Origin of the sequence: Citrobacter sedlakii NBRC 105722, from assembly GCF_000759835.1 — a bacterium.
In the GTDB taxonomy this organism is placed as follows: Bacteria; Pseudomonadota; Gammaproteobacteria; order Enterobacterales; family Enterobacteriaceae; genus Citrobacter_A; species Citrobacter_A sedlakii.
In genome coordinates this window covers 540,070-566,000 of the sequence record NZ_BBNB01000002.1, presented here as the reverse complement: position 1 = coordinate 566,000, position 25,931 = coordinate 540,070, and the positions used below count along the sequence as shown (strand labels likewise).

Annotated in this window: 23 protein-coding genes; 14 read left to right on the top strand and 9 right to left on the bottom strand. The window is 54.8% G+C overall.

What is annotated here, in order from left to right:
- Positions 1-58: 58 nt before the first annotated feature.
- The 4 genes from CSE01S_RS07050 to CSE01S_RS07035 form a co-directional block, all read right to left on the bottom strand.
- Entirely contained in the window at positions 59-1,090 is a 1,032-nt protein-coding gene (locus tag CSE01S_RS07050; RefSeq protein WP_042286088.1) for an ABC transporter substrate-binding protein, read from the bottom strand.
- Positions 1,087-2,391 (bottom strand): MFS transporter family glucose-6-phosphate receptor UhpC, encoded by a 1,305-nt coding sequence (gene uhpC, locus CSE01S_RS07045; RefSeq protein WP_042286086.1) that lies wholly within the window; start codon positions 2,389-2,391, stop codon positions 1,087-1,089. The genes CSE01S_RS07050 and uhpC overlap by 4 nt, the downstream gene beginning before the upstream one ends.
- An 83-nt stretch (positions 2,392-2,474) precedes the next feature.
- The gene (locus CSE01S_RS07040; RefSeq protein WP_042286084.1) at positions 2,475-4,016 is read right to left on the bottom strand and encodes an MASE1 domain-containing sensor histidine kinase; all 1,542 of its coding nucleotides are present in this window, start codon (positions 4,014-4,016) and stop codon (positions 2,475-2,477) included.
- Complete coding sequence (locus CSE01S_RS07035; protein WP_042286212.1) at positions 4,016-4,645, bottom strand: response regulator transcription factor; 630 nt, start codon at positions 4,643-4,645, stop codon at positions 4,016-4,018. The genes CSE01S_RS07040 and CSE01S_RS07035 overlap by 1 nt, the downstream gene beginning before the upstream one ends.
- A 261-nt stretch (positions 4,646-4,906) precedes the next feature.
- Between CSE01S_RS07035 and tauA the strand changes: the two genes are divergently transcribed.
- The 4 genes from tauA to tauD are packed head-to-tail and all read left to right on the top strand — an operon-like array spanning position 4,907 to position 8,320.
- Positions 4,907-5,869 (top strand): taurine ABC transporter substrate-binding protein, encoded by a 963-nt coding sequence (gene tauA, locus CSE01S_RS07030; protein WP_042286082.1) that lies wholly within the window; start codon positions 4,907-4,909, stop codon positions 5,867-5,869.
- An 11-nt stretch (positions 5,870-5,880) separates the two neighbouring features.
- Positions 5,881-6,648 (top strand): taurine ABC transporter ATP-binding subunit, encoded by a 768-nt coding sequence (gene tauB / locus CSE01S_RS07025; RefSeq protein ID WP_042286080.1) that lies wholly within the window; start codon positions 5,881-5,883, stop codon positions 6,646-6,648.
- A complete protein-coding gene (gene tauC / locus CSE01S_RS07020) occupies positions 6,645-7,472 on the top strand; it encodes a taurine ABC transporter permease TauC (RefSeq protein ID WP_042286078.1) in 828 nt (275 codons plus the stop codon). The genes tauB and tauC overlap by 4 nt, the downstream gene beginning before the upstream one ends.
- A complete protein-coding gene (gene tauD / locus CSE01S_RS07015) occupies positions 7,469-8,320 on the top strand; it encodes a taurine dioxygenase (RefSeq protein WP_042286076.1) in 852 nt (283 codons plus the stop codon). The genes tauC and tauD overlap by 4 nt, the downstream gene beginning before the upstream one ends.
- A 9-nt stretch (positions 8,321-8,329) precedes the next feature.
- On the opposite strand, the gene olsF is transcribed toward tauD, so the two are convergent.
- Together olsF and hemB are read right to left on the bottom strand one after the other, a co-directional pair.
- The gene (olsF, locus tag CSE01S_RS07010) at positions 8,330-10,030 is read right to left on the bottom strand and encodes a bifunctional ornithine lipid synthase OlsF (RefSeq protein WP_042286075.1); all 1,701 of its coding nucleotides are present in this window, start codon (positions 10,028-10,030) and stop codon (positions 8,330-8,332) included.
- Positions 10,031-10,150: 120 nt separating this feature from the next.
- A complete protein-coding gene (gene hemB, locus CSE01S_RS07005; protein WP_042286073.1) occupies positions 10,151-11,125 on the bottom strand; it encodes a porphobilinogen synthase in 975 nt (324 codons plus the stop codon).
- 512 nt (positions 11,126-11,637) lie between these two features.
- On the opposite strand from hemB, the gene ehaB reads away from it, so the two are divergent.
- Entirely contained in the window at positions 11,638-14,559 is a 2,922-nt protein-coding gene (gene ehaB, locus CSE01S_RS06995) for an autotransporter adhesin EhaB (protein WP_042286069.1), read from the top strand.
- Positions 14,560-14,650: 91 nt separating this feature from the next.
- Positions 14,651-15,277 carry a hydrogen peroxide resistance inhibitor IprA gene (gene iprA, locus CSE01S_RS06990; RefSeq protein WP_042286068.1) on the top strand — a complete coding sequence of 209 codons (627 nt, stop codon included), beginning with the start codon at positions 14,651-14,653 and terminating at the stop codon, positions 15,275-15,277.
- Here iprA and ampH read toward each other — a convergent pair whose 3' ends face one another.
- Positions 15,278-16,435: a D-alanyl-D-alanine-carboxypeptidase/endopeptidase AmpH gene (gene ampH, locus CSE01S_RS06985; protein WP_042286067.1), complete on the bottom strand. Its 1,158-nt coding sequence runs from the start codon at positions 16,433-16,435 to the stop codon at positions 15,278-15,280.
- Positions 16,436-16,775: 340 nt separating this feature from the next.
- Here ampH and sbmA point away from each other — a divergent pair, with 340 nt between their 5' ends.
- Together sbmA and CSE01S_RS06975 are read left to right on the top strand one after the other, a co-directional pair.
- Positions 16,776-17,996: a peptide antibiotic transporter SbmA gene (gene sbmA, locus CSE01S_RS06980; protein WP_042286065.1), complete on the top strand. Its 1,221-nt coding sequence runs from the start codon at positions 16,776-16,778 to the stop codon at positions 17,994-17,996.
- Between the two features lie 14 nt (positions 17,997-18,010).
- Entirely contained in the window at positions 18,011-19,105 is a 1,095-nt protein-coding gene (locus CSE01S_RS06975; protein WP_042286064.1) for a DUF1615 domain-containing protein, read from the top strand.
- Positions 19,106-19,141: 36 nt separating this feature from the next.
- Here CSE01S_RS06975 and CSE01S_RS06970 read toward each other — a convergent pair whose 3' ends face one another.
- Entirely contained in the window at positions 19,142-19,450 is a 309-nt protein-coding gene (locus CSE01S_RS06970; protein WP_012904778.1) for a YaiY family protein, read from the bottom strand.
- Positions 19,451-19,708: 258 nt separating this feature from the next.
- On the opposite strand from CSE01S_RS06970, the gene CSE01S_RS06965 reads away from it, so the two are divergent.
- A complete protein-coding gene (locus tag CSE01S_RS06965) occupies positions 19,709-19,927 on the top strand; it encodes a DUF2754 family protein (RefSeq protein ID WP_042286062.1) in 219 nt (72 codons plus the stop codon).
- Between the two features lie 54 nt (positions 19,928-19,981).
- Here CSE01S_RS06965 and ddlA read toward each other — a convergent pair whose 3' ends face one another.
- Entirely contained in the window at positions 19,982-21,076 is a 1,095-nt protein-coding gene (gene ddlA, locus CSE01S_RS06960; protein WP_042286060.1) for a D-alanine--D-alanine ligase, read from the bottom strand.
- Between the two features lie 105 nt (positions 21,077-21,181).
- On the opposite strand from ddlA, the gene CSE01S_RS06955 reads away from it, so the two are divergent.
- The 5 genes from CSE01S_RS06955 (at position 21,182) to adrA (ending at position 25,926) form a co-directional block, all read left to right on the top strand.
- Positions 21,182-21,865, top strand: coding sequence for an extensin-like domain-containing protein (locus tag CSE01S_RS06955; protein ID WP_042286057.1), 684 nt, complete (start codon positions 21,182-21,184; stop codon positions 21,863-21,865).
- Between the two features lie 167 nt (positions 21,866-22,032).
- Positions 22,033-23,238: a multidrug efflux MFS transporter gene (locus CSE01S_RS06950; RefSeq protein ID WP_042286054.1), complete on the top strand. Its 1,206-nt coding sequence runs from the start codon at positions 22,033-22,035 to the stop codon at positions 23,236-23,238.
- A gap of 254 nt (positions 23,239-23,492) precedes the next feature.
- Positions 23,493-23,753: an anti-adapter protein IraP gene (gene iraP / locus CSE01S_RS06945; RefSeq protein ID WP_042286052.1), complete on the top strand. Its 261-nt coding sequence runs from the start codon at positions 23,493-23,495 to the stop codon at positions 23,751-23,753.
- Positions 23,754-24,390: 637 nt separating this feature from the next.
- Positions 24,391-24,711 (top strand): phosphate starvation-inducible protein PsiF, encoded by a 321-nt coding sequence (gene psiF, locus CSE01S_RS06940; protein WP_042286050.1) that lies wholly within the window; start codon positions 24,391-24,393, stop codon positions 24,709-24,711.
- Between the two features lie 114 nt (positions 24,712-24,825).
- The gene (gene adrA, locus CSE01S_RS06935; protein WP_042286048.1) at positions 24,826-25,926 is read left to right on the top strand and encodes a diguanylate cyclase AdrA; all 1,101 of its coding nucleotides are present in this window, start codon (positions 24,826-24,828) and stop codon (positions 25,924-25,926) included.
- Positions 25,927-25,931 lie beyond the last annotated feature (5 nt).

Genomic DNA, 25,931 nt, shown 5'->3' with positions numbered 1-25,931 from the left:
AGGAAGATCCTGGCCGGGTAGGGCGTAGCCGCCACCCGGCATGACCGCAAAAGTGGGCTTATTTACCCATTTTCACTTCGCTGACCCATTTATTGATGAGCGCTTTGCGAACATCCGTTGAGCCATATTTATCCATGTCGTAATTGATCAGCTTCAGGCCGTCGAGTTTCAGTGAGTTAGGTGACGTTTCCGCGGTGGTATTGGTCAGGATCTGATAAGACTTACCTTTCTTCCATGCCAGTTCCTGCGCCTCTTTCGACAGCACCCAGTCGACGAACAGTTTGGCGTTGTCGAGATTGCGCGCGCCTTTCAGAATGCTGACGCCGCCGATTTCGTAGCCGGTGCCTTCACACGGGGAGATCAGCTCCAGCGGTGCGCCTTGCTCTTTTTCCAGCGAGTAGTCATGAAGGAAGCCGATACCGATAGCCGTTTCACCGCGCGCGGCGTTTCGCGCCGGGGCGATACCGGACTTGGTGTACTGAGAAACGTTGCTGTTTAGCTGTTTCAGGTAATCAAAGGCCTGATCTTCCCCCCACAGTTGCGCAAAAGTCGCCAGTGCGGTGTACGCCGTTCCGGAACTTTGCGGGTCGGCAATTTGAATTTCGCCTTTGTATTCTGGTTTAGTCAGATCCTTCCAGCATTTTGGCACCGGCAGGTTTTTCTCTTTCAGGCGTTCGGTGTTAACGCCAAAGCCGAGAATGCCCACATACACCGCCGACGAATAATTTCCTTTCAGTTTGGCAGGGTCGCGGAACTGTGTCATGACCTGCTCAAGGTTGGGCGATTTATACGGTTGCAGCAGACCCATTTCCCCAGCCTGAGACTGCGGATCAAGCGTACCGCCGTACCAGACGTCAGCCTGCGGGTTTTTCTTTTCGGCATCGACTTTCGCCAGCGTGCTGCCCGAGCCGTTGCGGATGAATGACGTTTTCACGTCGTACTTTTCCCCAAAAGCTTTGGTTTCTGCTTCGCACATTTCATTGGTAGCGCTGCAATAGACCACCAGACGACCTTTCGCCTGCGCCGCGCCGGAAAGTGTTGCCAGCGCCACGGCAGAGGCAATAAGGGTAGAGGTAAAGGTCATTTTCATTGTTTTATCCTTTGACTGAGTGGGGTGGTGATGCCCGACATCAGCAGGGGCATCAGCAGTAAACCCATTAATACCGCGGCGATCGAGAGCAAACTGAACATCCCCGACCAGCCGTAGCGTTCTATGACCAGCGACAGAGGCCAGCCCGCCAGCGCTGCTCCCAGATAGGCGAACAGGCCGAGAAACCCGGTGATCGACCCGGCCGCTGCTTTGTGTCCGCACTCCACCGCAGCAAGACCGATCAGCATTTGTGGGCCAAAGACAAAGAAACCCACCGTAAAGAAACAGACCGCCAGCAGCGCGTAATGATGCACCGGCGCCAGCCACAGCGCGGCGACGGCCACCATCAGCCCCAGCGTGAACAGCAAAATCATCGGCGCCCGCTGGCCGCTGAACAGTAAATCTGACCCCCAGCCAGCAAACAGCGCGCCGAGCAGTCCGCCCACTTCAAACAGCATAACCGTGGCGTTGGCGCTCAGCAGATTGACGCCGTGACTCTCGGTCAACCAGATGTTGCCCCAGTCGTTCAGGGCGATGCGGATGAGATACACCAGCACATACGACACGCCTAACAACCAAATCATCGGGTTTTTCAACATGGTGGTTCGCAGCATCTGCCACAGCCCCATCGGCGGGCTTAACTGCTCCTGGCGCAGTTCCAGTGGGTCGTTACGCCAGGCGCCGACTGACGGTAATCCCTCTTCGCGGGGCGTTCCTGTCAGTTGCAGTGTTAACCAGATACCCAGCGCCATGCTGATGATCCCCGGCGTCAGCATCGCCGCCTGCCAGCCCCACCAGTGGGCGGCAAAGGCGCTAATCAGCGGGATAATCGCCCCGCCGATGTTGATCGACATGTTCCAGCAGCCCCACCAGAAACCGCGTTCATTGCGTGAATACCAATGGGTCAGCAAACGGGCGCACGGCGGCCAGCCCCAGCCCTGAAAAAATCCGTTCAGCGTCCAGACAGCAAGAAGAAGCGTCAGTGACTCGCCAAACGCGAACGCGACGTTCAGAACGCCGGTAGCGAAAAGTCCCGCGCCCATAAATCCACGCTGTCCGTGGCTGTCGTGCCACAGTCCGGCGGTGAATTTCGACAGCCCGTAGCTGAGGTAAAACAGCGATCCCAGGAGACCGATATCGCCTTTATCCAGCCCCAGATCGGTTTGTAACGCAGGTAACACATAGTTCACGCTTTTGCGCGTCAGGTAGAACGCCGCGTAGCCAATCACCATGCACAGCAGTAATCTCGGGCGCAGCGTCCGGTAACGTTGTTCAATGTCAATCGCTGGGCGTGCGTGCATACCGTCTCCGTTTTTCTGACTATAAAAAAATGAAACCGAAAGGGGATGAGAGAAAGTCCGGAGTGACTAAGACTTTTTCCTGGTTAAAAGGCGATTTGTTGCAAATTTGTGGGCAAGTTAACACTCACCCGCGTGCCGTCCCGTGACTCCAGGGTCAGTTCACCGCCGAGCGCGCTGACGCGTTCGCGCATTCCCTGAATACCGAAGCCAGACATGCGCGCCACGTCGATGCCCACGCCGTTGTCTTTTACGTCCAGATACACCGTCTCACCGCGCTGGCGCAAAACAATCGAGACCTCACTGGCGGCGGCGTGCTTACAGACGTTGTTCAGCAGTTCCTGCAACAGACGGTAGAGGGTAAAGCGCACCGTTTCGCTTTCGGGCGTGGAGGGCAACTGATAGTCAAACCGGCAGCGGATACCGCGCTCCTGAAAAGCAAACTCGTTGAGCAAATGATGCAGCGCCTCTTTGAATGACAGTTCATCCAGCGCGGGCGGTCGAAGCTGGCGCAGAAGCTGACGGGTAGAGTGGTGAATGCGCTGGGCCAGTTCGTTAATCTGGCTGGCGGCGGCCTGGGTGTGCGCCGGATCGCGCGCCCGTTTTACTAATTGTGACTGGATCTGTATGGCGGTAATGTTCTGGCCGATTTCATCGTGCAGCTCGCGCGCCAGACTTTTACGCGTGTCTTCCTCTGTATGGATCAGCTTTTCAGTCAGCGCCCGTCGCGCCGCCAGTTCGGCCTCCAGCCGTTGCCGGTAATGGTGCAGGTTTTGCGCCAGATGCTGCTGACGGCTGATGGCGATCCCCAGCCCGATGCCCAGCAGCGACTGGGTGGCGAGGAAGATCTCCAGCTCAATCAGGTTACTGAATCCAACCCCAACCTGACGGGCGAGAGTGATCATCATGCTGCCGAGCAGGCCAGAAAGCACGCCGCCCTGCCAGCCGAATTTCCATGCCATCACGACGTTGGGGAGAAAGACCACAATCAGCAGCAGCCGTTCAATTTCCGGCGAAAGCACCATCTGGGTACCGATGCCAATGATAAAAAACAGGCTGCACCAGATAATCAGCGAGGTGCGCAGCGGTGGATTAGTGGTGTCCAGCCCCAGCAGATGATAACGGTGCTGCTGGCGAAGAAATTCAAAAATCAGATAAACAAACGGCGTCAGCAGTACGCCGCCAGTAAATGAGGCCAGCCCGAGCAGTAATGCCGGGCTTTTCACAAACGGAGAGAGCAGGACAGTATTCAGAAGAGAAGCGACGGTGACCGTCGCCAGCAGCAGGGTGAGCCGCTGCCAGTAAAGTGGGAAACGGCGCCAGTACTGCTGCGCGAGGCTGGCGGGAAGCAGGCCGATCAACGGTGCGACCGTCAGCAGATAGCCATTCAGTAAGTGTTCGCTGTGCAGCCAGAAGAGCATCGCTATGGGGGGTAAGACCAGCGCGGGCCAGTAACGACGCGAAAGCAGGATCAGCAGCGCCAGATAAACGCCGTGCGGTAAAAACAGCGCCGCTTGTTGACCGTTGTGGGTCAGGTAAAAACTGAGCGTCCACAGCATCAGCCAGCCCGTTCCCCAGGCCAGCAGGATAAACAGCGAAATGACGACGTGGCGAACGCCGCGCGACATCAGTGCCCCGCCAGCAGTTGGTGGTCGAGCGCAAAATGCACCAGCTCAATGGTGCTGTGACAGTTCAGCTTGCCGAGCACGTTGGCGCGATGCACATGTACCGTTTTATGGCTCAGGTCGAGCTTAAAGGCGATCGCTTTCACGCTATCGCCCTTCACCAGCAGGTCGAATACCTCGCGCTCGCGTGGCGTAAGCGCTTCCAGGACCGGTGACGACTGTTTCCCGCCGCGCAGCGCGCGTAGCGCATCGGCGCAGAGATAGTGCCCGCCCATGCCGACGGAACGTACGGCCTGAACCAGTTCCTCCGGTCCACAACGCTTGGTGAGATAGCCGCTGGCGCCTGCATCCAACGCGCTTTGCACAAAGGTCGGCGAGTCATAAATACTGAGAATAATGGCGCGGAACTGCGGTTTTTGCGCCCGCAGTCGCTTCAGCAGGCTCAGGCCGTTTTCATCCGGCATGGCGATATCCATCACCGCCACGTTGACCTCCTCGCGCAGCAGCGCAGGCCACGCTTCTGCCGCGCTGCTGTACTGGCCCGCGACGTCCAGATCGTCTTCAAGACTCAGTAGCTGCGCAAAACCGGATCGCACCACCACATGGTCGTCCACCAGCACCACACGTATCATCTTTTTGCTCTCTTGCCGGATCATATCGCTATGATGCCTGCCGCCGCTGCGCTGGCAATCAATCAGGCGTAGTTATGGAATGGACGTAACAAAAACGTCATGCAACCTGACAGAGACGTCGTTTGGGGTAATGCGCGAAATCACTAACCATTGCCGATTTTTTTCTAAAAACGCTTTGCTATTAGCAAGACTTTTTAATTCCTTTATCAATTTCTTTTGCGACGAAATACTGCCTCTATAACAAGACAAGGGAGCAGACCTATGGCACGTTCATCGCATTATTCACTTCTTGCCGTTCTGGCATTCATCGCGTTTCAGGCGCAGGCGGTTAACGTCACCGTCGCGTATCAGACCTCCGCTGAACCGGCAAAAGTCGCCCAGGCGGACAGCACGTTTGAGAATGCGAGCGGCGCAACCGTCGACTGGCGCAAGTTCGACAGCGGGGCGAGCATCGTACGCGCGTTGGCCTCGGGCGACGTTCAGATTGGTAATCTCGGTTCCAGCCCGCTGGCGGTCGCAGCCAGCCAGCAGGTGCCTGTCGAAGTTTTCCTGCTCGCCTCTAAACTCGGCAGTTCCGAAGCGCTCGTGGTGAAGAAGAACATCCACACGCCCACGGATCTGATTGGCAAACGTATTGCGGTACCGTTTATCTCCACCACCCATTACAGTCTGTTGGCGGCGCTGAAGCACTGGGGAATAAAGCCTGATCAGGTACAGATTATAAACCTGCAGCCACCGGCAATTATTGCCGCCTGGCAGCGTGGCGATATTGACGGCGCGTATGTCTGGGCGCCCGCGGTTAATACGCTGGAAAAAGAGGGCAAGGTACTGACCGACTCCGCTCAGGTTGGGGAATGGGGCGCGCCGACGCTTGATGTCTGGGTGGTGCGGAAAGATTTTGCCGATTCACATCCGGAAGTCGTGAAAGCCTTCGCCAAAAGCGCGCTCGACGCGCAGCAGCCTTATATTGCAGATCCGGACGCGTGGCTGAAGCAGTCGGAGAACCTCCGCAAGCTGTCGCGCCTAAGCGGGGTGCCAGAAGCCGATGTGCCGGGTCTGGTGAAAGGTAATTCTTACCTGACGGCGCAGCAGCAGATAGCGGAACTGAATGGGCCGGTGAATAAAGCGATTATCGACACGGCGCAGTTCCTGAAAGCGCAGGGCAAAGTTCCCGCCGTGGCAAGCGACTACAGCCAGTTCGTTACCGATCGCTTTATACCGTAAAGGAGGCGAGGATGCTGCAAGTCTCTCATTTATATGCCGATTACGGCGGAAAGCCCGCGCTGGAAGATATCAGTCTGACGCTGGACAGCCGCGAACTGCTGGTCGTGCTGGGCCCGTCCGGCTGCGGTAAAACCACGCTACTGAATCTGATCGCCGGGTTTATGCCGTATCAGCGCGGGACGATACAACTGGCAGGGAAGCGTGTTGACGGACCGGGGGCGGAGCGAGGCGTGGTGTTTCAACAGGAAGGACTGCTGCCGTGGCGCAACGTGCAGGACAACGTCGCGTTGGGTCTGCAACTGGCGGGCGTGAAAAAAGCGCAGCGTGATGACATTGCGCAGGCGATGTTGAGGAAGGTCGGATTGGACGGGGCCGGCCAGCGTTACATCTGGCAGCTTTCCGGCGGGCAACGCCAGCGCGTGGGTATTGCCCGCGCGCTGGCGGCAAACCCGCAACTGTTGCTGCTCGACGAACCTTTTGGCGCGCTGGATGCGTTTACCCGCGAGCAGATGCAAATCCTGCTGCTTAAGCTCTGGCACGAGACGGGAAAACAGGTGCTGCTCATTACCCATGATATTGAAGAAGCAGTATTTATGGCCACCGAACTGCTGTTGCTCTCTCCCGGACCTGGGCGGGTGCTGGAACGGCTGCCGCTCGACTTTTCCCGGCGCGTTGTCGCGGGGGAAAGCGGGCGTAGTATCAAGTCCGACCCACAGTTTATCGACACCCGCGAGTATGTATTGCAGCGCGTTTTCGCCGAGCGGGAGGCCTTTTCATGAGCGTGTTGATTAACGATAAACCGCGCCCGCGCGCGCTGAAATGGCGCAGGCCATTCTCCCGCCAGTTCACGTTGAGCATTGCCACGCTGGCGGCGATCCTTCTCGCGTGGTGGGCAGTGGCGGCGATGCAACTGGTGAGTCCTTTGTTCCTGCCGCCGCCGGAGCAGGTACTGAAAAAGCTGATTGCTATTGCCGGGCCGCAGGGGTTTATGGATGCCACGCTGTGGCAGCATCTGGCAGCCAGTCTGAGCCGCATCGCGCTGGCGCTGCTGGCGGCAGTCGCTGTCGGTATTCCGGTGGGGATCGCGATGGGGCTTAGCCCGACGGTGCGCGGCATGCTTGATCCGATCATTGAGCTGTATCGGCCCGTGCCGCCGCTGGCGTATCTGCCGCTAATGGTGATCTGGTTTGGCATCGGCGAAACCTCGAAGATCTTACTGATCTATCTCGCGATTTTTGCGCCAGTGACGATGTCGGCAATGGCCGGGGTAAAAAGCGTACAGCAGGTGCGCATTCGCGCGGCGCAGTCGTTGGGCGCCAGCCGGCTTCAGGTACTTTGGTTCGTGATCCTGCCGGGAGCATTGCCGGAGATCCTGACCGGCTTGCGTATCGGACTTGGCGTCGGCTGGTCGACGCTGGTGGCGGCGGAGCTGATCGCCGCGACGCGGGGCTTAGGATTTATGGTGCAGTCGGCAGGGGAATTTCTCGCGACCGACGTCGTGTTGGCAGGGATCGCGGTCATTGCGGTTATCGCTTTTATTTTAGAACTGGGTTTGCGCGCGCTTCAGCGCCGCCTGACGCCCTGGTATGGAGAAGTCCAATGAGTGAACGTTTAGCAATTACCCCGCTGGGGCCGTTTATTGGCGCACAGATTTCCGGCGCGGATTTGACCCGTCCGCTAAGCGATAATCAGTTCGAGCAGCTTTACCATGCGGTACTGCGCCATCAGGTGGTGTTTTTGCGCGGGCAGGCCATCACGCCCCGGCAGCAGCGCGCGTTGGCTCTGCGGTTTGGCGATCTGCATATTCATCCTGTTTATCCCCATGCCGACGGGGTGGATGAGATTATCGTGCTGGATACGCACAACGATAATCCACCGGATAACGACAACTGGCACACTGACGTTACCTTTATTGAGACGCCGCCAGCCGGGGCGATACTTGCTGCCAAAACGTTACCCGATACCGGCGGCGATACGGTGTGGAGCAGCGGTATTGCCGCCTATGACGCGCTTTCTGAACCATTTCGCCTGTTATTGCGCGGGCTACGGGCGGAGCACGACTTTCGCAAATCTTTCCCTGAGTATAAATACCGCCGGACGGAGGAGGAGCATCAGCGCTGGCGGGAAGCCGTGGCGAAACATCCGCCGCTGCTGCATCCGGTGATTCGCACCCATCCGGTAAGCGGTAAACAAGCGCTGTTCGTCAACGAGGGATTCACCACGCGCATTGTCGATGTCACAGAGAAAGAGAGTGAGGCGCTGCTCGGTTTCCTGTTCGCCCACATGACGAAACCGGAGTTCCAGGTGCGCTGGCGCTGGCAGCCGAATGATGTGGCGATTTGGGATAACCGGGTGACGCAGCATTACGCCAACGCCGATTACCTGCCGCAGCGACGAATTATGCACCGGGCCACTGTTCTCGGGGATAAGCCGTTCTTCCGGGCAGGTTAAATTAAAGCGCTACGTATGCGCGCCGATATAACGCGCGTAGCGGTTGGCCTTCAGTCGGGTTAAATCCACCAGGACCAACCCGTCCACGCAGTTGTTGAAATCCGGGTCACGGCCAAAATCGATAAACTGCACGCCGCCCGGTTCGCACAGCTCGGAATATTGCTTATACAGCGGCGGGATCCCGCAGCCGAGATTGCCCAACAGCGATTTCAGACGGGTGAGATCTTCGGCGTAATCGTTGCCGGTAAACTGCGCCAGCACATCGGGAAGCGATGCCGGACAGGGTTGGCGGGAGACGGCCAGCGGATGCGTGGGCGGGAACCACAGACGATAGAACGCCACCAGCAGATCCCGGGCATCGGGAGGCAGTCCGCCGGAGATCGACACCGGTCCGAACAGGTAACGGTACTGCGGATTGCGCGCGAGCCAGGCGCCGATGCCGGACCACAGATAGTCCAGCCCCCGTCGTCCCCAGTAGCGCGGCTGGATAAAGCTGCGCCCCAGTTCAATACCTTGCTGCATAATGTCCGCCATGCGCGCATCGTAGTCGAACAGGCTGTGGCTATACAGACCGTCAAGCCCCTGTTTTTGTTGCACCAAAGCGCAGGGGGCAAAGCGGTACGCGCCAACAATCTCCAGATCGTCTTCATCCCATAAAATCAGGTGCAGGTATTCATCGTCGTAACGGTCGATGTCGCGGCGTTTACCACTGCCTTCACCGACCGCGCGAAAAGCGATTTCCCGTAACCGTCCCAGCTCGCGCAGGATGGTCGCGTCTTCTTGCCCGTTACGTTGCCAGAGATAGATGATTTTGCCATCTGCTGTACGGCCCAGACACTCCGCGTTTGCCAGTTGGCGTTTCAACCGCGCTCTGTTCTCTGGCGGCGCGATGGTGCTTTCGGTGCGAAACACGCCGGCCCGGTTCTGGCCCAGCGCAATGACGTGCTCACGGCACTTCCCGGCCAACTCGCGAACGGTGCGTTGGGGGGCGGACCACTGCGTCCAGGCAATCTGCTGTCCGATACGCACGGGCAGGGTGCTGCCACGGCGACGAAACATTTGCTGCATTAACAGCAGCAGCGAGGCCTGCGCGGAGATAAGGCCGCAGGCATAGAACAACGGGCTGTTACGTGCGTGAATGTAAACGGGCAGCAGCGGCGCGCGGTACTTCTCCGCCATTCTGATGAACCCGGAATGCCAGTGCCGCTCCGCTATCCCCTTCAGGGTCAGGCGGGAAACTTCTCCGGCGGGAAAGAACACCAGTGCGCCACCCGCCTGCAGATGCGCATCCATTTGCTGCAATGAGGATTTCGGCGTACGGCCATGAATATTGTCTACCGGGATGAACAACGAGCGGAGCGGGGTAAGGTGTGAAAGCAGTCGATTCGTCACGACTTTGATATCACGTCGGGCGCGGGAGAGGGCATAGATCAGCGCCAGTCCGTCCAGCGTGCCGGTGGGATGGTTGGCAATCACCACCAGGGGACCCGATTCGGGAATATTTTCAATGTGATGTTCGGGGATCTCGCAGCGAATCTCCAGATGTTCAAGGACCTGTTCGACCATATCCACCCCTTTGAGATGGGGATGGCGTGTCGCAAACTGCTGAAACTCTTTTTCATAGAGCAGACGCTGTAATAATGACTTCTGCCACGGCGTGGTCCTCGCCTCGGGCCAAAGGTCGTTGAGTACGTTCTCGAGACTAAACATAGCATCCCCTCCATCTGTCCTGAGCAGACAGTAGAAGGCGTAAGTGTCGCTTGTATGACGGTCGGGTGACGTTTTGGGGAAAGGCCGGATGGGCACGCCATCCGGCAAAAAGCAGGAACCTTAGCGGAGGATGTTTTTCTCCGCCAGATCCAGCGCGAAGTAGCTGAAGATCAGGTCCGCGCCCGCGCGTTTGATCGCGCCTAAGCTTTCCAACACCACTTTTTCTTCATCGATCGCGCCCGCCATGGCGGCAAATTTGATCATCGCGTACTCGCCGCTGACCTGATACGCGCCGAGCGGTAATTCGGTGCGTTCACGGATATCGCGCAATACGTCAAGGTACGCGCCAGCGGGTTTCACCATCAGGCAGTCCGCGCCCTGTGCTTCGTCGAGCAGGGATTCACGGATCGCTTCTCGGCGGTTCATCGGGTTCATCTGATACGTTTTACGATCGCCTTTAAGCGCGGTACCTGCCGCTTCACGGAACGGGCCGTAGAACGATGACGCGAACTTGGTGGAGTAGGACATGATCGCGGTGTCCGTAAAGCCCGCGGCGTCCAGCGCCTGGCGAATGGCCTGTACTTGTCCATCCATTGCCGCGGACGGCGCGATGAAGTCAGCGCCCGCGGCTGCGGCAACAACCGCCTGCTTGCCGAGGTTCGCCAGCGTCGCGTCGTTATCAACGCCGTGCTCACACAGTACGCCGCAGTGGCCGTGGGAGGTGTACTCGCAGAAGCAGGTATCTGACATCACGATCATGTCAGGCACAGTCTGCTTGCAAATGCGTGACATGCGCGCCACCAGACCGTCTTCTTTCCAGGCATCGCTGCCGGTGTCATCGGTATGGTGAGAGATACCAAAGGTCATGATGGAACGGATGCCCGCGTTCGCGATGCGTTCGATCTCGCGCGCCAGATGCTTTTCCGGAATGCGCATAACGCCGGGCATGGCCTCAATAGCCTTGTAGTCGTCGAGTTCTTCTTCAACAAAGATCGGCAACACCAGGTCGTTTAAGCTCAGTGTTGTCTCTTCAAACATGGCGCGCAGCGCAACGGATTTGCGCAGGCGGCGAGGGCGGTGGATTAAGTCTGTCATGGGATGCCTGATGTTTGTGAAAACGAAGTCGCTAGTATACCTGAATCTGGCCATCCGTGTTTTACGAAAGTTGGCGCTATGCGCGGTTTGTACGTCAATTTAAAGAAATATCTGAACAATAAATTGTTATGCATAGCTCATTATTCATATACGAGAATGAAATTAATTCTTGTGGCTGTATTTTGAATACTAATTGATTTTATTTTTTAGCGGTCTGAGGTGATTGCAGGATTATTCATTCAGTATCGTGTTGATAATGCTGTATTGCATTTATTTTCTGTATGCCTTTAGAGTTGCTCATATTGTAACTGATTGTTTTTGTGATTCTTTTTATTTGATGCTGTTAATGCATTTTTAATGTTATTATTAATGTCCGATTCCGGACGGAAAACAAAGTTTAATTGAACCTTTCCGTAAAGGCATCGCATAATCCTCCTCGCAAAACAAAATTGTTTTCTATGCATTAATAATTGATGGATCAACACTATTACGTCCCTGAGGAGGGATGACAAATGCACTCCTGGAAAAAGAAACTTGTAGTCTCACAATTAGCATTGGCTTGCACTCTGGCAATCACTTCTCAGGCGAATGCTTCAACGGATATCTCCGGCACAACGTATAATACGTTTGTGCATTATGATAATTCCTCTTACGCTGACGGCGTCTATTTTGAAGGTTATGTCGGCTGGAATAACTACGCTACGGACAGCGTGTACAACGGAGATATTTACCCGGTAATCAAGAATGCAACCGTTAATGGCGTCATTTCAACGTATTACCTGGATGATGGTCTGAGCACCAACACCAATGACAACAGCCTGACGATCAAAAACAGTACCGTTCACGGTATGATCACCTCGGAATGCATGACCACCGATTGTGTGGGCCGTGACACCACGGGGTATGTTTACGACCGCCTGACGCTCACCGTTGATAACTCGACCATCGACGATAATTACGAACACTATACCTACAACGGCACCTATACCGACGGCACAGCGGATACCCATGTTGTCGACGTGTATAATATGGGCACCGCGATTACCCTGGATCAGGAAGTTGATCTGACTATCGCCAATAATTCTCACGTGGCGGGTATTACGCTGACTCAGGGATACGAGTGGCAAGATGTTGACGACAATACGGTCAGCACTGGCGTTAACAGCGGCGAAATTTTCAACAACACAATTACCGTTACCGATTCTACTGTGACCTCAGGGTCTCTCTCCGACGAAGGCACGTCAGGTTGGTTTGGCAACAATAACAATGCCAGCGATTACAGTGGCGAATACAGTGCGGATGACGTCGCCTTAGCCGTGGTTGCCACGCCGGCAGCCGATAATGCAATGCAAACCACTGCGTATCTGAGCAATTCCTCGCTGATGGGGGATGTGGTCTTCTCCAGCAACTTTGACGAGAACTTCTTCCCGAACGGTGCGGACAGCTATCGCGATACTGACGACCACGTGGACACTAACGGCTGGGATGGCACCGATCGCCTGGATCTGACGCTGGACAACGGCACTAAGTGGGTTGGCGCGGCGATGTCTGTTCATCAGACGGATACCGATGGCGACGGTATTTACGACAGCGTTGCTGCAGGTACTGACGCAACCTCTACGCTGATTGATATCGCCGCTAACAGCCTGTGGCCGTGGTCAACCTATGGCGTGGATAACAGCGACACTGCCTACGGTGAAGATGGTCACGTCATTGGCAACAACGTATATCAAAGCGGTTTATTCAACGTCACGCTGAATAATGGTTCTCAGTGGGATACGACGAAGTCCTCTCTGATCGATACCCTGAACATCAACAGCGGTTCTGTCGTGAATGTTGCAGATTCTTCACTGGTTTCTGACACCATCGCACTGACCGGCGGCGCGGCGCTGAATATCAATGAAGATGGTCATGTTGCGACCGATGCGCTGACAATCGACAACAGTACCGTGACCATTGCTGATGATGTCTCTGCGGGCTGGGGCACTAATGATGCGGCACTGTATGCCAACTCGATCACGGTGACCAACGACGGCGTACTGGACGTGGGCAATAGCACCGCGTATGCACTGCAAGCGGATACCCTGAACCTGACCAGTTATACTGACGCCAACGGCAACGTACACGCCGGTGTCTTTGATGTTCACAGCAACAGTTTCGTGCTGGACGCCGATCTGACTAACGATCGTACCTGGGACAACAGCCAGTCTAACTACGGCTACGGCGTTATCGCCATGAACTCTGATGGTCACCTGACCATTAACGGTAACGGCGATGCGTATAGCGCGGACCTGGCTGAAGTTGATAATGCGGGTGATGGCGTTGCGGCTGCAACCGGCAACTACAAAGTGCGTATCGACAACGCGACGGGCGAAGGCGCTGTTGCGGATTATCAGGGCAAAGAGCTGATCTACGTAAACGATAAGAACAGCACTGCCACCTTCTCCGCCGCTAACAAAGCGGATCTGGGTGCCTACACCTATCAGGCGCAGCAGGAAGGCAATACCGTTGTTCTGCAGCAGATGGAGCTGACAGACTATGCGAACATGGCGCTGAGCATCCCGTCTGCTAACAACAATATCTGGAATCTGGAGCAGGACACCGTAGGGACTCGCCTGACCAACGCGCGTCACGGTCTGGCCGATAACGGCGGCGCATGGGTGAGCTACTTCGGCGGCAGCTTCAGCGGCGACAACGGCACCATTAACTACGATCAGGATGTTAACGGCATCATGGTCGGTGTTGATACCAAAATTGATGGTAACAACGCGAAATGGATCGTCGGTGCCGCGGCAGGCTTCGGCAAAGGCGACATGAGCGACCATACCGGTCAGGTGGATCAGGACAGCCAGTCCGCGTACATCTACTCTTCCGCGCGTTTTGCAAACAACATCTTTGTTGATGGCAACATGAGCTACTCGCACTTCAACAACGATCTGTCCGCCAACATGAGCAATGGACAGTATGTTGATGGCAGCGCGTCTACGGATGCCTGGGGCTTCGGTCTGAAACTGGGTTATGACTGGAAACTGGGCGATGCGGGTTACCTGACGCCGTACGGCAGCGTGTCTGGCCTGTTCCAGTCTGGCGACGACTACCAGCTGAGCAACAATCTGCAGGTTGACGGTCAGTCTTACGACAGCATGCGTTATGAACTGGGTGTTGACGCAGGTTATACCTTCGCTTACAGCGAAGATCAGGCGCTGACGCCATACTTCAAACTGGCCTACGTCTATGACGATGCCAATAACGATGCTGACGTAAACGGTGACTCCATCGATAACGGCACTGAAGGTTCCGCCGTTCGCGTGGGTCTGGGTACACAGTTCAGCTTCACCAAAAACTTCAGCGCATACACCGATGCTAACTACCTCGGTGGCGGCGATGTCGACCAGGACTGGTCTGCTAACGTCGGCGTTAAATACACCTGGTAATCGTTCCCGTGTGGAACAGATGTAAGCGTATTTAAATTGGTAAACAATGCCCGTCAAGGATTTGACGGGCATTAATGCAAGGAACGCTAATATGTTGCCTGTCAGTAAACCATTAACCGAATTCGCTCGGCTCGACGCATGTTTATCAAAATATGGAACGCGTTTTGAGTTTTCCCTTAATGAGAAACAGACTCTTTATTCCAGTGATGTGAATCGTGATAACACCGTAGTTATCCTTGATGGCATCATTTCATTAAGACGGCAGGAACACATTTTGGTCGGCATAGGGCAGGCGCCTTTTATCATGGGCCTTGCTAACGGCGTGATGGAAAACAACGTGCCGTATGAGCTGATCTCTGATGGAACTTGTTCCGGTTATTTTCTGCCTTCATCGCAAACCGTGACTCTTATCGAAGAGTGCCAGCTGTGGCGTGATGCATTTTGCTGGCTGGCGTGGCTGAACCGCATTCTTGAACTGCGCGATCTGCAACTGATCGGCAACAACTCCTATGAACAAATTCGTTCGACCCTGTTTTCAATGAATGAATGGGAGGAAGGATTACGCGCACGGGTGGGCGTCATGAATTATATACACCAGCGCACGCGTATATCCCGCTCGGTGGTAGCGGAAGTGTTGGCGGCATTACGTAAGGGCGGCTATATCGAAATGAATAAAGGCAAACTGGTGGGAATTAACCGTCTGCCTTCAGAATACTGATCAGGATGCCGGAACCACTAACGGTTTATTTTCGCTCAGTTCGACGACCAGATCGTTAATACCGTCACTCATATTTTTGAAACGCGTCAGCGGTGAGCGCGTCACGACCACAAACGCCCCGACGTTTTGCTGAGGAATCATCGCCATATAGGTAATGAATCCACCACCGCCGCCGGTTTTTTGAATAATGCCCGGACGGCCCTCTTTCGGCGCCATATATACCCAGCCTAAGCCAAGCGCATCTGCTTTACCCGGCACATCCATGCCCGTCACGCGGGTGAGTTGCGCGCGCTGATAGATCAGCGTCTGCATCCTGTCGGCCTGACGACTGCGATGGTAAAAGTCAGAGGACAGATACTGCTGCATCCAGCGCATGATATCGCCCGGCGTTGAATAGACGCCGCCGCTGCCAATCGCTGCAAGGGTGTTATTGCACGGACTGGCGCCTTTTTCCGCCACCATCAGACGCTTGCACTGGTCGGGGGACGGCGTATAGGTCGTGTCTTTCATGCCCAAAGGCCGGGTGATCTTTTCTTCAAAGAGTTGGGTGTAAGGCTTACCGGCGGCGGTAGCCAACGCATCCGCCAGCAGGTCGTACGCCAGATTGGAATATGACGCCTGCGAACCCGGCGCGGCTTTTAGCGTGGCGTTAGAAAGATAGTGCCAGCGCTGCTCACGCGTCGGCCAGACAAAAACCGGACGTTTCGCCGCGCCGCCAGGCTGCTCGCGAGGCAGGGCGCTGGTGTGCGTCGCCAGGTTCACCAGGGTAATCGGTTTGCCCTGATACGACGGAACATATGCGCCTGGAGGAGCGTATTTACTCAGCGGATCGTCCAGCCTGACTGTGCCCTGGTCGAGCAGCTTCACCAGCATTTCACTGGTCATTAGCTTGGTTATCGAGGCAATACGGATAACCGAGTCCAGCTGTGGGCGCACATTATTACCTGGGCGGGTTTCGCCAAAGCTGCGAAAGACCCGCTGGTTGCCGTCGATCACAACCAGCGCCATCCCCGTTGCGCCGCTGCCATAAAAAATATGATTGGCGTAACGTTCAACGATATCAGATGCGAAAACCGGTTCAGCGATAGGCTGCGCCGCCTGGACTGAGGTCAATGACGCCGCACACAGCGCGGCAGAAAAAAGCAGACTACGTTTCAACGGTGGTGTCCATGCATGAATAAGGAAGAAGACAGTTCGTATTTATACTACGGCGCGTTCTTTTTCAAAGCGCTAATTAAAGCAAGGATAGTTATAAAAACGTAACGACGAGTAAATCCACGTTTTTTGCGGCGAAAGAAAGTTCGCTTTTGTGATCCTGAGCGTATAGTAGCCGTCGTTTTTGTGCGGGAGGCTGTAATCCGTCGAAACAATATTTCAGCAATGGCAGGCGAACTAAGCGCCGCCGTTCTGGTCACAATGGCGGTTTCGCTGGTGTGACGTTTTTACTTTCTTCAGCACAGCCGTTGTCATAACGATAAGAAGTTAGCAGGAGAGCATTATGTTCAAGTCATTTTTCCCGAAGCCGGGACCCTTTTTTCTCTCGGCGTTTATTTGGGCAGTCGCTGCCGTCATTTTCTGGCAGGCGGGTGGGGGAGACTGGGTTGCGCATTTCACCGGCGCAACGGACGACGTGCCCATTAGCGCCGCACGTTTCTGGTCTTTGAACTACCTGATCTTTTATGCTTATTACGTGCTTTGCGTGGGGGTATTTGCCCTGTTCTGGTTTATCTACAGCCCGCACCGCTGGCAGTACTGGTCGATTCTCGGCACGTCGCTGATTGTCTTTGTGACCTGGTTTCTGGTTGAAGTTGGGGTGGCCGTCAATGCCTGGTATGCGCCCTTTTACGATCTGATTCAGAAAGCGCTTAGCGCTCCTCATACTGTCACAATGGCGCAATTCTACAATGAGTTAGGTATCTTTCTCGGGATCGCGCTGATTGCTGTGGTGATAAGCGTGTTGAACAATTTTTTCGTCAGCCACTATGTGTTCCGTTGGCGTACGGCGATGAATGAATACTACATGGCGCAGTGGCAGCATTTGCGTCATATCGAAGGCGCCGCCCAGCGTGTGCAGGAAGATACCATGCGTTTTGCCTCCACGCTGGAAAGCATGGGCGTGAGCTTTATTAAGGCGATTATGACCTTAATCGCTTTTCTGCCAGTGCTGATTGCGCTTTCTCCACACGTACCGGAACTGCCGATTGTCGGCCATGTGCCTTACGGTCTGGTGATTGCCGCGATTATCTGGTCGCTGATGGGCACCGGTTTGCTGGCGGTGGTTGGGATCAAACTGCCGGGGCTGGAGTTCAAAAATCAGCGCGTCGAAGCGGCTTATCGTAAAGAGCTGGTGTATGGCGAAGACGACGCCAACCGCGCCACGCCGCCAACGGTTCGTGAATTGTTCAACGCGGTGCGCCAGAACTATTTCCGTCTCTATTTCCACTACATGTATTTTAATATCGCCCGCATTTTGTACCTGCAGGTGGATAACGTTTTCGGCTTGTTCCTGCTGTTTCCGTCGATCGTTGCCGGTACGATTACGCTCGGCCTGATGACGCAAATCACCAATGTGTTTAGCCAGGTCCGTGGGGCTTTTCAGTATCTGATAAACTCATGGACCACGCTGGTGGAGCTGATGTCTATCTACAAACGTCTGCGTAGCTTTGAGCGCGAACTGGACGACAACGATATTCAGGCTGTCACCCACACTCTTGGTTAATATAAGGAAGCATTATGTCGGCGGCGTCTCGTTTTTCCCCTTTGTCATTACTGGCCGGGCTGGTTCTTGTTGGATGCAGTACCCAGACGGCGCAGCCGCTAAAAAAAGGGGAGAAAGCCGTCGACGTCGCGAGCGTGGTGCGCCAGAAAATGCCAGCCAGCGTCAAAGACCGCGATAGCTGGGCCAAAGACCTGGCGAAAACCTTTGAGAGCCAGAAGATCGCCCCGACGGAGGAAAACGTCTGTTCGGTGCTGGCGGTCGCGCAGCAGGAGTCTAACTATACAGCCGATCCCACCGTGCCGGGGCTGAGCAAAATCGCCTGGCAGGAGATTGACCGCCGCGCCGGGCGCATGCATATTCCGCTTTTTCTGGTGCATACCGCGCTTAAAATCAACTCCCCGAATGGCAAGAGCTACAGCGATCGCCTTGATACGGTAAAAACCGAAAAACAACTTAGCGCGATTTTTGATGATTTCATCAATATGGTGCCGATGGGGCAGACGCTGTTTGGCTCGCTGAATCCGGTTCATACGGGCGGTCCGATGCAGGTCAGCATCGCTTTCGCCGAGCAGCACGCCAACGGTTACCCGTGGACGATGGACGGAACGGTGCGTCAGGAAGTCTTCACCCGTCGCGGCGGACTGTGGTTTGGGACCTACCATCTGCTCAATTATCCGGCGAACTACAGCGCGCCAATTTTCCGCTTTGCCGACTTTAATGCCGGATGGTATGCCAGCCGTAATGCCGCTTTCCAGAATGCCGTCAGCAAAGCCAGCGGCGTAAAACTGGCGCTGGACGGCGATTTGATCGCGTATGGCAGCAAGGCGGCGGGCAAAACCGAGCTGGCGGTGCGTAAGCTGGCGAACAAACTGGATCTCAGTGAAAGCGCTATCCGTCGACAGTTGGAAAAAGGCGACCGCCTGGCGTTCGAAGAGACGGATCTGTACAAAGGGGTCTACGCTCTCGCCGAGAAGAAAACGGGTAAAGCATTACCGCGAGAGATGCTGCCGGGTATTCAACTGGAAAGTCCCAAGATTACCCGTAATCTGACGACGGCGTGGTTCGCAAAACGGGTAGACGATCGACGGGCGAGATGTATGAAGCTGTAGCGGGTCGGGTGAGGGAATCCCACCCGACAGGAAAGATCAGTGATGGCGATGCCGCCAGTGCAGGAAGGCGGCAATCACGCCGAAAATCAGACTGCCGACCAGAAACGGCACCAGGCCAAATATTGTACCGACGCCCAGCCCGATTTCGACGCGCGGACGTCCCGTCTCCTGAACCTGCATCAGATGCTCATATACACCCGGCGCGTGAACCAACAGGTTCAGGATCTGCGCGCCAGCCCAGAAACAAAACAGCACAAACACCGCATACGCGATGTTGCCAGGGGTAGAGGAGGTTTCTCGATGTTTCCCATTAAACAGGGATTTTGAGAGAGTGAAATCAGCCATAAATGACCTCCGCGGGAATTTCTGCTTTCTGCCTGACATCTGCCAGGAACGTAGTGTGAGTCTGACAGGTCATCGCGTTTGTCAATATCAGAATGATGGTAAATTAAGCCTGGGATGAGTCCTGGAATGCAGATTTTTGCCGCTTGTCACAAATACATTACCTTAATTTAAATTTTGCAACATTTAAGAAATTCCGCATACGGCACAGACGGGTTTCCAGTACTATGCCACTATGCTTTTTTTCGTGCGGGAGACGCTATGAATTTGCCTGTAAAAATCCGCCGCGACTGGCATTACTATGCCTTCGCCATCGGGCTTATTTTTATTCTTAACGGTGTCGTCGGGTTGCTGGGATTTGAAGCTAAAGGTTGGCAAACCTATGCCGTGGGCGCGGTCACCTGGGTGATGAGCTTCTGGCTGGCGGGGCTGATCATTCGTCGTCGTGTGGAAGATGACGACGCTGCGTCAGTCAAATAATGTGCATTTGAGCGCCCGGTAAGCCTGACGCTACCGGGCAATCAAAAGTGCAGATTACATGGTCGTTTTCAGGGCGTTATCCGCCGCGTGACGCTCCAGCGCCAGCTCGATTAACCGGGTGATCAGGTCGGTGTAGCCTAACCCACTGGCCTGCCACAGTTTCGGATACATACTGATATTGGTGAATCCCGGCAGGGTGTTGATCTCATTGATCACCACCTCGTTATCCGCCGTTAAAAAGACATCCACCCGCGCCATACCGGCGCAGCCCAGCGTCTGGTAAGCCTGGATCGCGATATCACGGATCTTGTCGTTAACCTCAGGCGCGATCGCCGCAGGCACCACAACCTTCGCGCCGTTGTCGTCAATGTATTTGGTGTCGTAGGCATAGAAATCGCTGTTCAGCACGATCTCGCCGCAGGTGCTCGCTTGCGGATGATCGTTGCCGAGGACCGCGCATTCGATCTCGCGACCCCTGATCCCCTGTTCCACCACCACTTTGTGATCGAATCCGAACGCCAGTTCGATCGCCTGCGCATACTGCGCTTCACTGGTGACTTTACTGACGCCCACGGATGAGCCCTGGTTGGCAGGCTTCACGAAAAGCGGCAGACCAAGACGCGCTTCTACGTCGGCAAAGCTGATAGCGTGACGGTTGGCACGGGTGAGGGTGATAAAGGGCGCGATATTCAGCCCGGCATCACGCAGCAGACGCTTGGTGACGTCTTTATCCATACATGCCGCGGAGCCCAGCACGTCGGAACCGACAAACGGCAAATTCGCCACCCGCAGCATGCCCTGCAATGAGCCGTCTTCGCCCAGCGTGCCGTGAACGATCGGAAAAATTACGTCAACTGTCGGCAACGGCTGCGCGGTTTGCGCGTCAATCAGCTGCTGCTCATGTTTACCCGGCACCTGCGCGAGGCTGGTAGTGGAAGGGCGCAGCGCAATGCGCGCCGGATTGTCGGCGTTGAGCAGGTAATTTTCGGCATCGCTGACGTGCCACTGCCCTTGTTTATCAATGCCTAAAAGCACAACGTCAAAGCGGGTCTTGTCGATGGCATCGACAATATTTTTTGCCGATTGCAATGACACTTCATGTTCCGCTGATTTCCCACCAAATACGATTCCTACCCGCAATTTTGCCATCTTAAAACCCATTCCATCGAACGCAAAGCGTATACATTACCACGACAAAACGAGGGATTCGCGGGCTTCTGCCATAATGTTAAGCAGAAACGCAAAGGAGGGGGCGTGAAAGGTAAAGGCTGGCTGTTTATTATTCTCTTGGGCGTGGCGGGGGGCGTGGGGTACCGGTATCTGCCGTCATATTACAATCCCTTTACGCCGCTCGGGCTGACCGATCCACCCAACTGGCTGACCAAATTCAAGCTTCAGCGGCTGACGAAAGATCAATGTCAGACATTGCTGCAACAGGCGAACCAGCGAAAGCTGATCTCCTCGCAGCCGGTGGCCGACAGTGCGGGCGACTGTCCGTTAACCGACGTGGTGCGCGTCAGGGATTTCGGCGCGGTCAAACTGAGCAGCAGCTTTCTCGCTTCCTGCCCGCTGGCGCTCAGCGCAGCGCTGTTTGTTGAACAGCAGGCGCGGCCGTTAACCGAGCAGTTTATGGCCAGCAGGCTGACGCGTATCGATCACCTGGGCAGCTTCGCCTGCCGCAATATCTACCACCGTCCCGACGCGCGCCGAAGCGAACACGCCAGCGCGCAGGCGCTGGATATCAGCGGCTTTCGCCTTGCCGACGGGCGAAACATAAGCGTGCTGCGCGGCTGGAAGCAGGATGAAAGCGCCCCCTGGCTGCGCACGATGCTCAGCGCGAGCTGTCAGTACTTTGGTAACGGGTTGGGTCCAGAGTATAACGCCGCGCACGCTAACCATTTTCACCTCGGCATGCGCGGATACGGCCTTTGTCGTTAAGCATAACGCGCTGCATGTGGGGGTCATTTATGTGATTTGTTTCACAAATCTGATGAACGGGAAGATAAAATAGCAAACTCAGACCCATCGCATCTCTTGAACCATTCCGCGGCTGCATTATTGCTAAACTGTGCCGCGTTTTCAGTACGTTATCACAACGAGTATTTATGGAATCCTGGAAAGTTAACCTCATTTCCGTCTGGTTCGGCTGCTTTTTCACCGGTCTGGCAATCAGTCAAATCCTGCCGTTCTTGCCGTTGTATATTTCACAGTTAGGGGTTTCTTCCCACGAAGCGCTCTCGATGTGGTCTGGTCTGACTTTCAGTATCACCTTTCTTATCTCCGCCATTGTCTCGCCCCTGTGGGGCAGTCTCGCCGATCGCAAGGGCCGTAAGCTGATGCTGCTGCGCGCGTCCTTAGGCATGGCGATCGCGATTCTGCTACAGGCGTTTGCCACAAACGTCTGGCAGCTGTTTTTGCTGCGCGGCATCATGGGGCTCACTTCCGGCTATATTCCTAATGCGATGGCGCTGGTCGCGTCGCAGGTTCCGCGCGAACGAAGCGGATGGGCGCTCAGTACGCTGGCGACCGCGCAAATTAGCGGCGTGATTGGCGGCCCGCTGATGGGCGGCTTTATTGCCGACCATGTCGGGCTACGACCCGTCTTTTTTATTACCGCAATGCTGTTGATGGTGAGCTTTCTGGTGACCTTCTTTTTAATCAAAGAAGGCGTGCGTCCGACACTGAAAAAGAGTGAACGTCTGAGCGGCAGGGCGGTTTTTGCTTCGCTCCCGTACCCGGCGTTAGTTATTAGCCTGTTTTTCACCACGCTGGTCATTCAACTGTGCAATGGCTCCATTAGTCCGATTCTGGCGTTGTTTATTAAGTCGATGGCGCCGGACAGCAATAACATCGCTTTTCTGAGCGGATTCATTGCCTCGGTGCCGGGTATTTCCGCACTCATCTCTGCGCCGCGACTGGGAAAGCTGGGCGATCGGATCGGCACGGAGCGCATTTTAATGGCGACGCTTATCTGTGCGGTGGTGTTGTTTTTCGCTATGTCATGGGTCACTACGCCTTTTCAGCTTGGCGTACTGCGTTTTCTGCTCGGGTTTGCCGATGGCGCGATGCTGCCTGCGGTGCAAACGCTGCTGGTGAAATACTCCAGTGAGCAAATTACCGGACGTATTTTTGGTTATAATCAGTCGTTTATGTATCTTGGCAACGTTGCGGGGCCGTTAATGGGCGCGACGGTCTCGGCAATGGCCGGTTTCCGCTGGGTATTTATTGCCACCGCGGTCATTGTGCTAATCAACATTGTTCAGTTAATGCTGACGTTACGCCAGCGGGAAAAAGGTCGTACAACGGGTTGAATTAATAAAAGAAAGTGACTTAAGTTAAATCCATGCATTTTTATCATAACTTTAGATTATGGCTGAAGGTGATTATTTATTTGCTTTCTTTAATTTCAGTCTTCCTCACTGCTGGCGAGAAACGTTTCGCTATCGTTAATTTGTGATTATTTACGCAAAGTCATTTCTTTCTTTTAAAAATACTACCCTTCACCTCTAGGCAGCATGAGTTCACAGTGATAACGTCAGGCTTCTTTAGTTAAGGGAATACAGTCATGAAAAATCTCATTGCTGAGTTGTTGCTTAAGCTTGCCCAGAAAGAAGAAGAATCGAAGGAACTGGTTGCTCAGGTAGAGGCGTTAGAGATTATCGTCACGGCGATGCTGCGTAATATGGCGAAAAAAGAGCAGGATATCCTGATTCAACAGGTGGAAGGGGCTCTTGACGGGGTAAAGCCGGATGCCAGCATTTCTGATGACGATAAAGAACTGCTGCGCCAGTATGTCCAAAAACTCCTGAAACACCCTCGTTACTAACGTTATTCTTCGTGACAGACGCGTTGGCGGAAATTGACCAGGGCGCTTTTGTCCTGTCCGGCAACGCGAATGTGTTTTGGCTATAAGCCAGAACACGTTGTCATAAACCTGTCACGACATAACGTTATAGTCGCTTTGTTTTTATTATTTTACCCTGAAGACATCCGTTAAAAGTGTGTTGTAGCGTTGGCGCATATAACTCAATGCGTTTTCTACGCTCAGCGGGATTCATTCATTTGTCGCTTTCCTGCAAGGTCTGTTATTTAGGGTAAGTGAGTATTTTACATGGAGAATATAAAATGAAGCGAAGCGGTAAAACCCTTGCTTGTTACCGCTGATGTTGATTCCAGCCGGACGCGTAGAAATTCCCGTCATGACGCTATGGCGTCATTTCGAAATAACTGCTGCCGGGGATGTTGTCTGAGGGAAATATGCCGGTGCGCTGGAAAGCGGCGCCGGGTCTGACGTCGTCCATCCCCCGGCAGGATTACTTTTGCTGTCGGGTGGCTTTTTTGAGGTTAGCGACCAGACTTAATGACATCAGTACGAAATCAGGTTCGCGGATCGTCGCCATCCGGCATGGCAACGCATTTCGCGAAACGCTCGACTGTGTCCTGGTTCAAAAAAGGATGGTGCTATGAAAATAACATTACTGGTAACGCTATTATTTGGTCTGGTCTTTTTAACGACAGTCGGTGCTGCCGAGAAAACACTCACCCCACAACAACAGCGTATGACCACCTGTAATCAGCAGGCGACAGCGCAGGCGCTAAAAGGGGATGCCCGCAAGACGTACATGAGTAATTGCCTTAAAAACAGTCAATCCGATCCTAATGAGAAAAGCCTGACGCCGCAGCAGCAGAAAATGCGTGAGTGCAATTCTCAGGCGACACAGCAGTCGCTGAAAGGTGAGGATCGCAGTAAGTTTATGAGCGCCTGCCTGAAGAAAGCGGCCTAAGCGCGTAGTGCTAACGGGTGAGCCGATGGCATCGCTCACCCGAAATCTCATACTTTCCCCGCCACGCTCGTCTCTATAATTTGGGAAATTATTTCTAAATGTTCCCAAAAAATAATGAATGACGATAATTTTTACAAAAATCACATCGCGCCGGATGAGGGCGGTTACATCTCTTTGCAGCACGATCTTCAGCGTTCCGGACTGCGATTCGCCCGGCGCGTCAGGCTGCCGCGCGCGGTGGCGCTGGGCGGAATGTTCTTCCCCCTTGCGGCAACCCTGGTCAGCCAGCCGGTAGCAGGGGGCTGGTGGTTAGCGCTGGTTGGCTGGGCGTTCGTCTGGCCGCATCTGGCCTGGCAGATTGCCAGCAGGGCAAGCGATCCGCTGCATCGCGAGTTCAGCAATTTCAAAATAGATGCGATCTTCGCTGGCGTGTGGATTGGGCTGACTGGCGTTAACGCGCTGCCTTCCTGCGCGCTGTTGATGATGATGGGGATGAATCTGATGGGCGCGGGCGGTTCGCGGTTGTTTTTCGCCGGAACGGTGCTGATGACATTAGCCACCTTGCTGACACTGCAACTGACCGGCGGCGTGGTGTCGTTTTCCAGCACGCCGCTTGAAGGGGGACTGACGCTGCCCATTATCATCCTCTATCCGCTTTTATTTGCCTGGGTAAGTTACCAGACCGCGACAACGCTGGCGGAGCATAAGCGACGACTAAAGATCATGAGCACCCATGACGGGATGACAGGGGTCTTTAACCGGCGCCATTGGGAGATGTTATTGCGCGCGGAGTTTGAACGCTGTCGCCGGCAGCATTGCGACTGCACGCTCCTGATCATTGATATCGACCATTTCAAGGGAATTAATGATACCTGGGGACACGACATCGGCGATGAGGCCATTCAGGCGCTGACCCGACAGCTACGGATGACCCTGCGTAGCAGCGACCTGATAGGCCGCTTTGGCGGCGATGAGTTTGCGGTCATTATGCATGGGACGCCAGCCGGCAATGCCATTGCGGCGATGTCGCGGGTTCACGAAGGACTTCGCGCATTACGTCTGCCCTGCGCTCCGCAGGTGATGGTGCATATCAGCGTTGGCGTTGCTCCGCTGACACCGCAGTTTAGCCATTATCGCGAATGGCTGAAGTCCGCCGATCTGGCGCTCTATAAAGCAAAGCACGCCGGACGTAACCGCACCGAAGTGGCGGCGTAACGTCC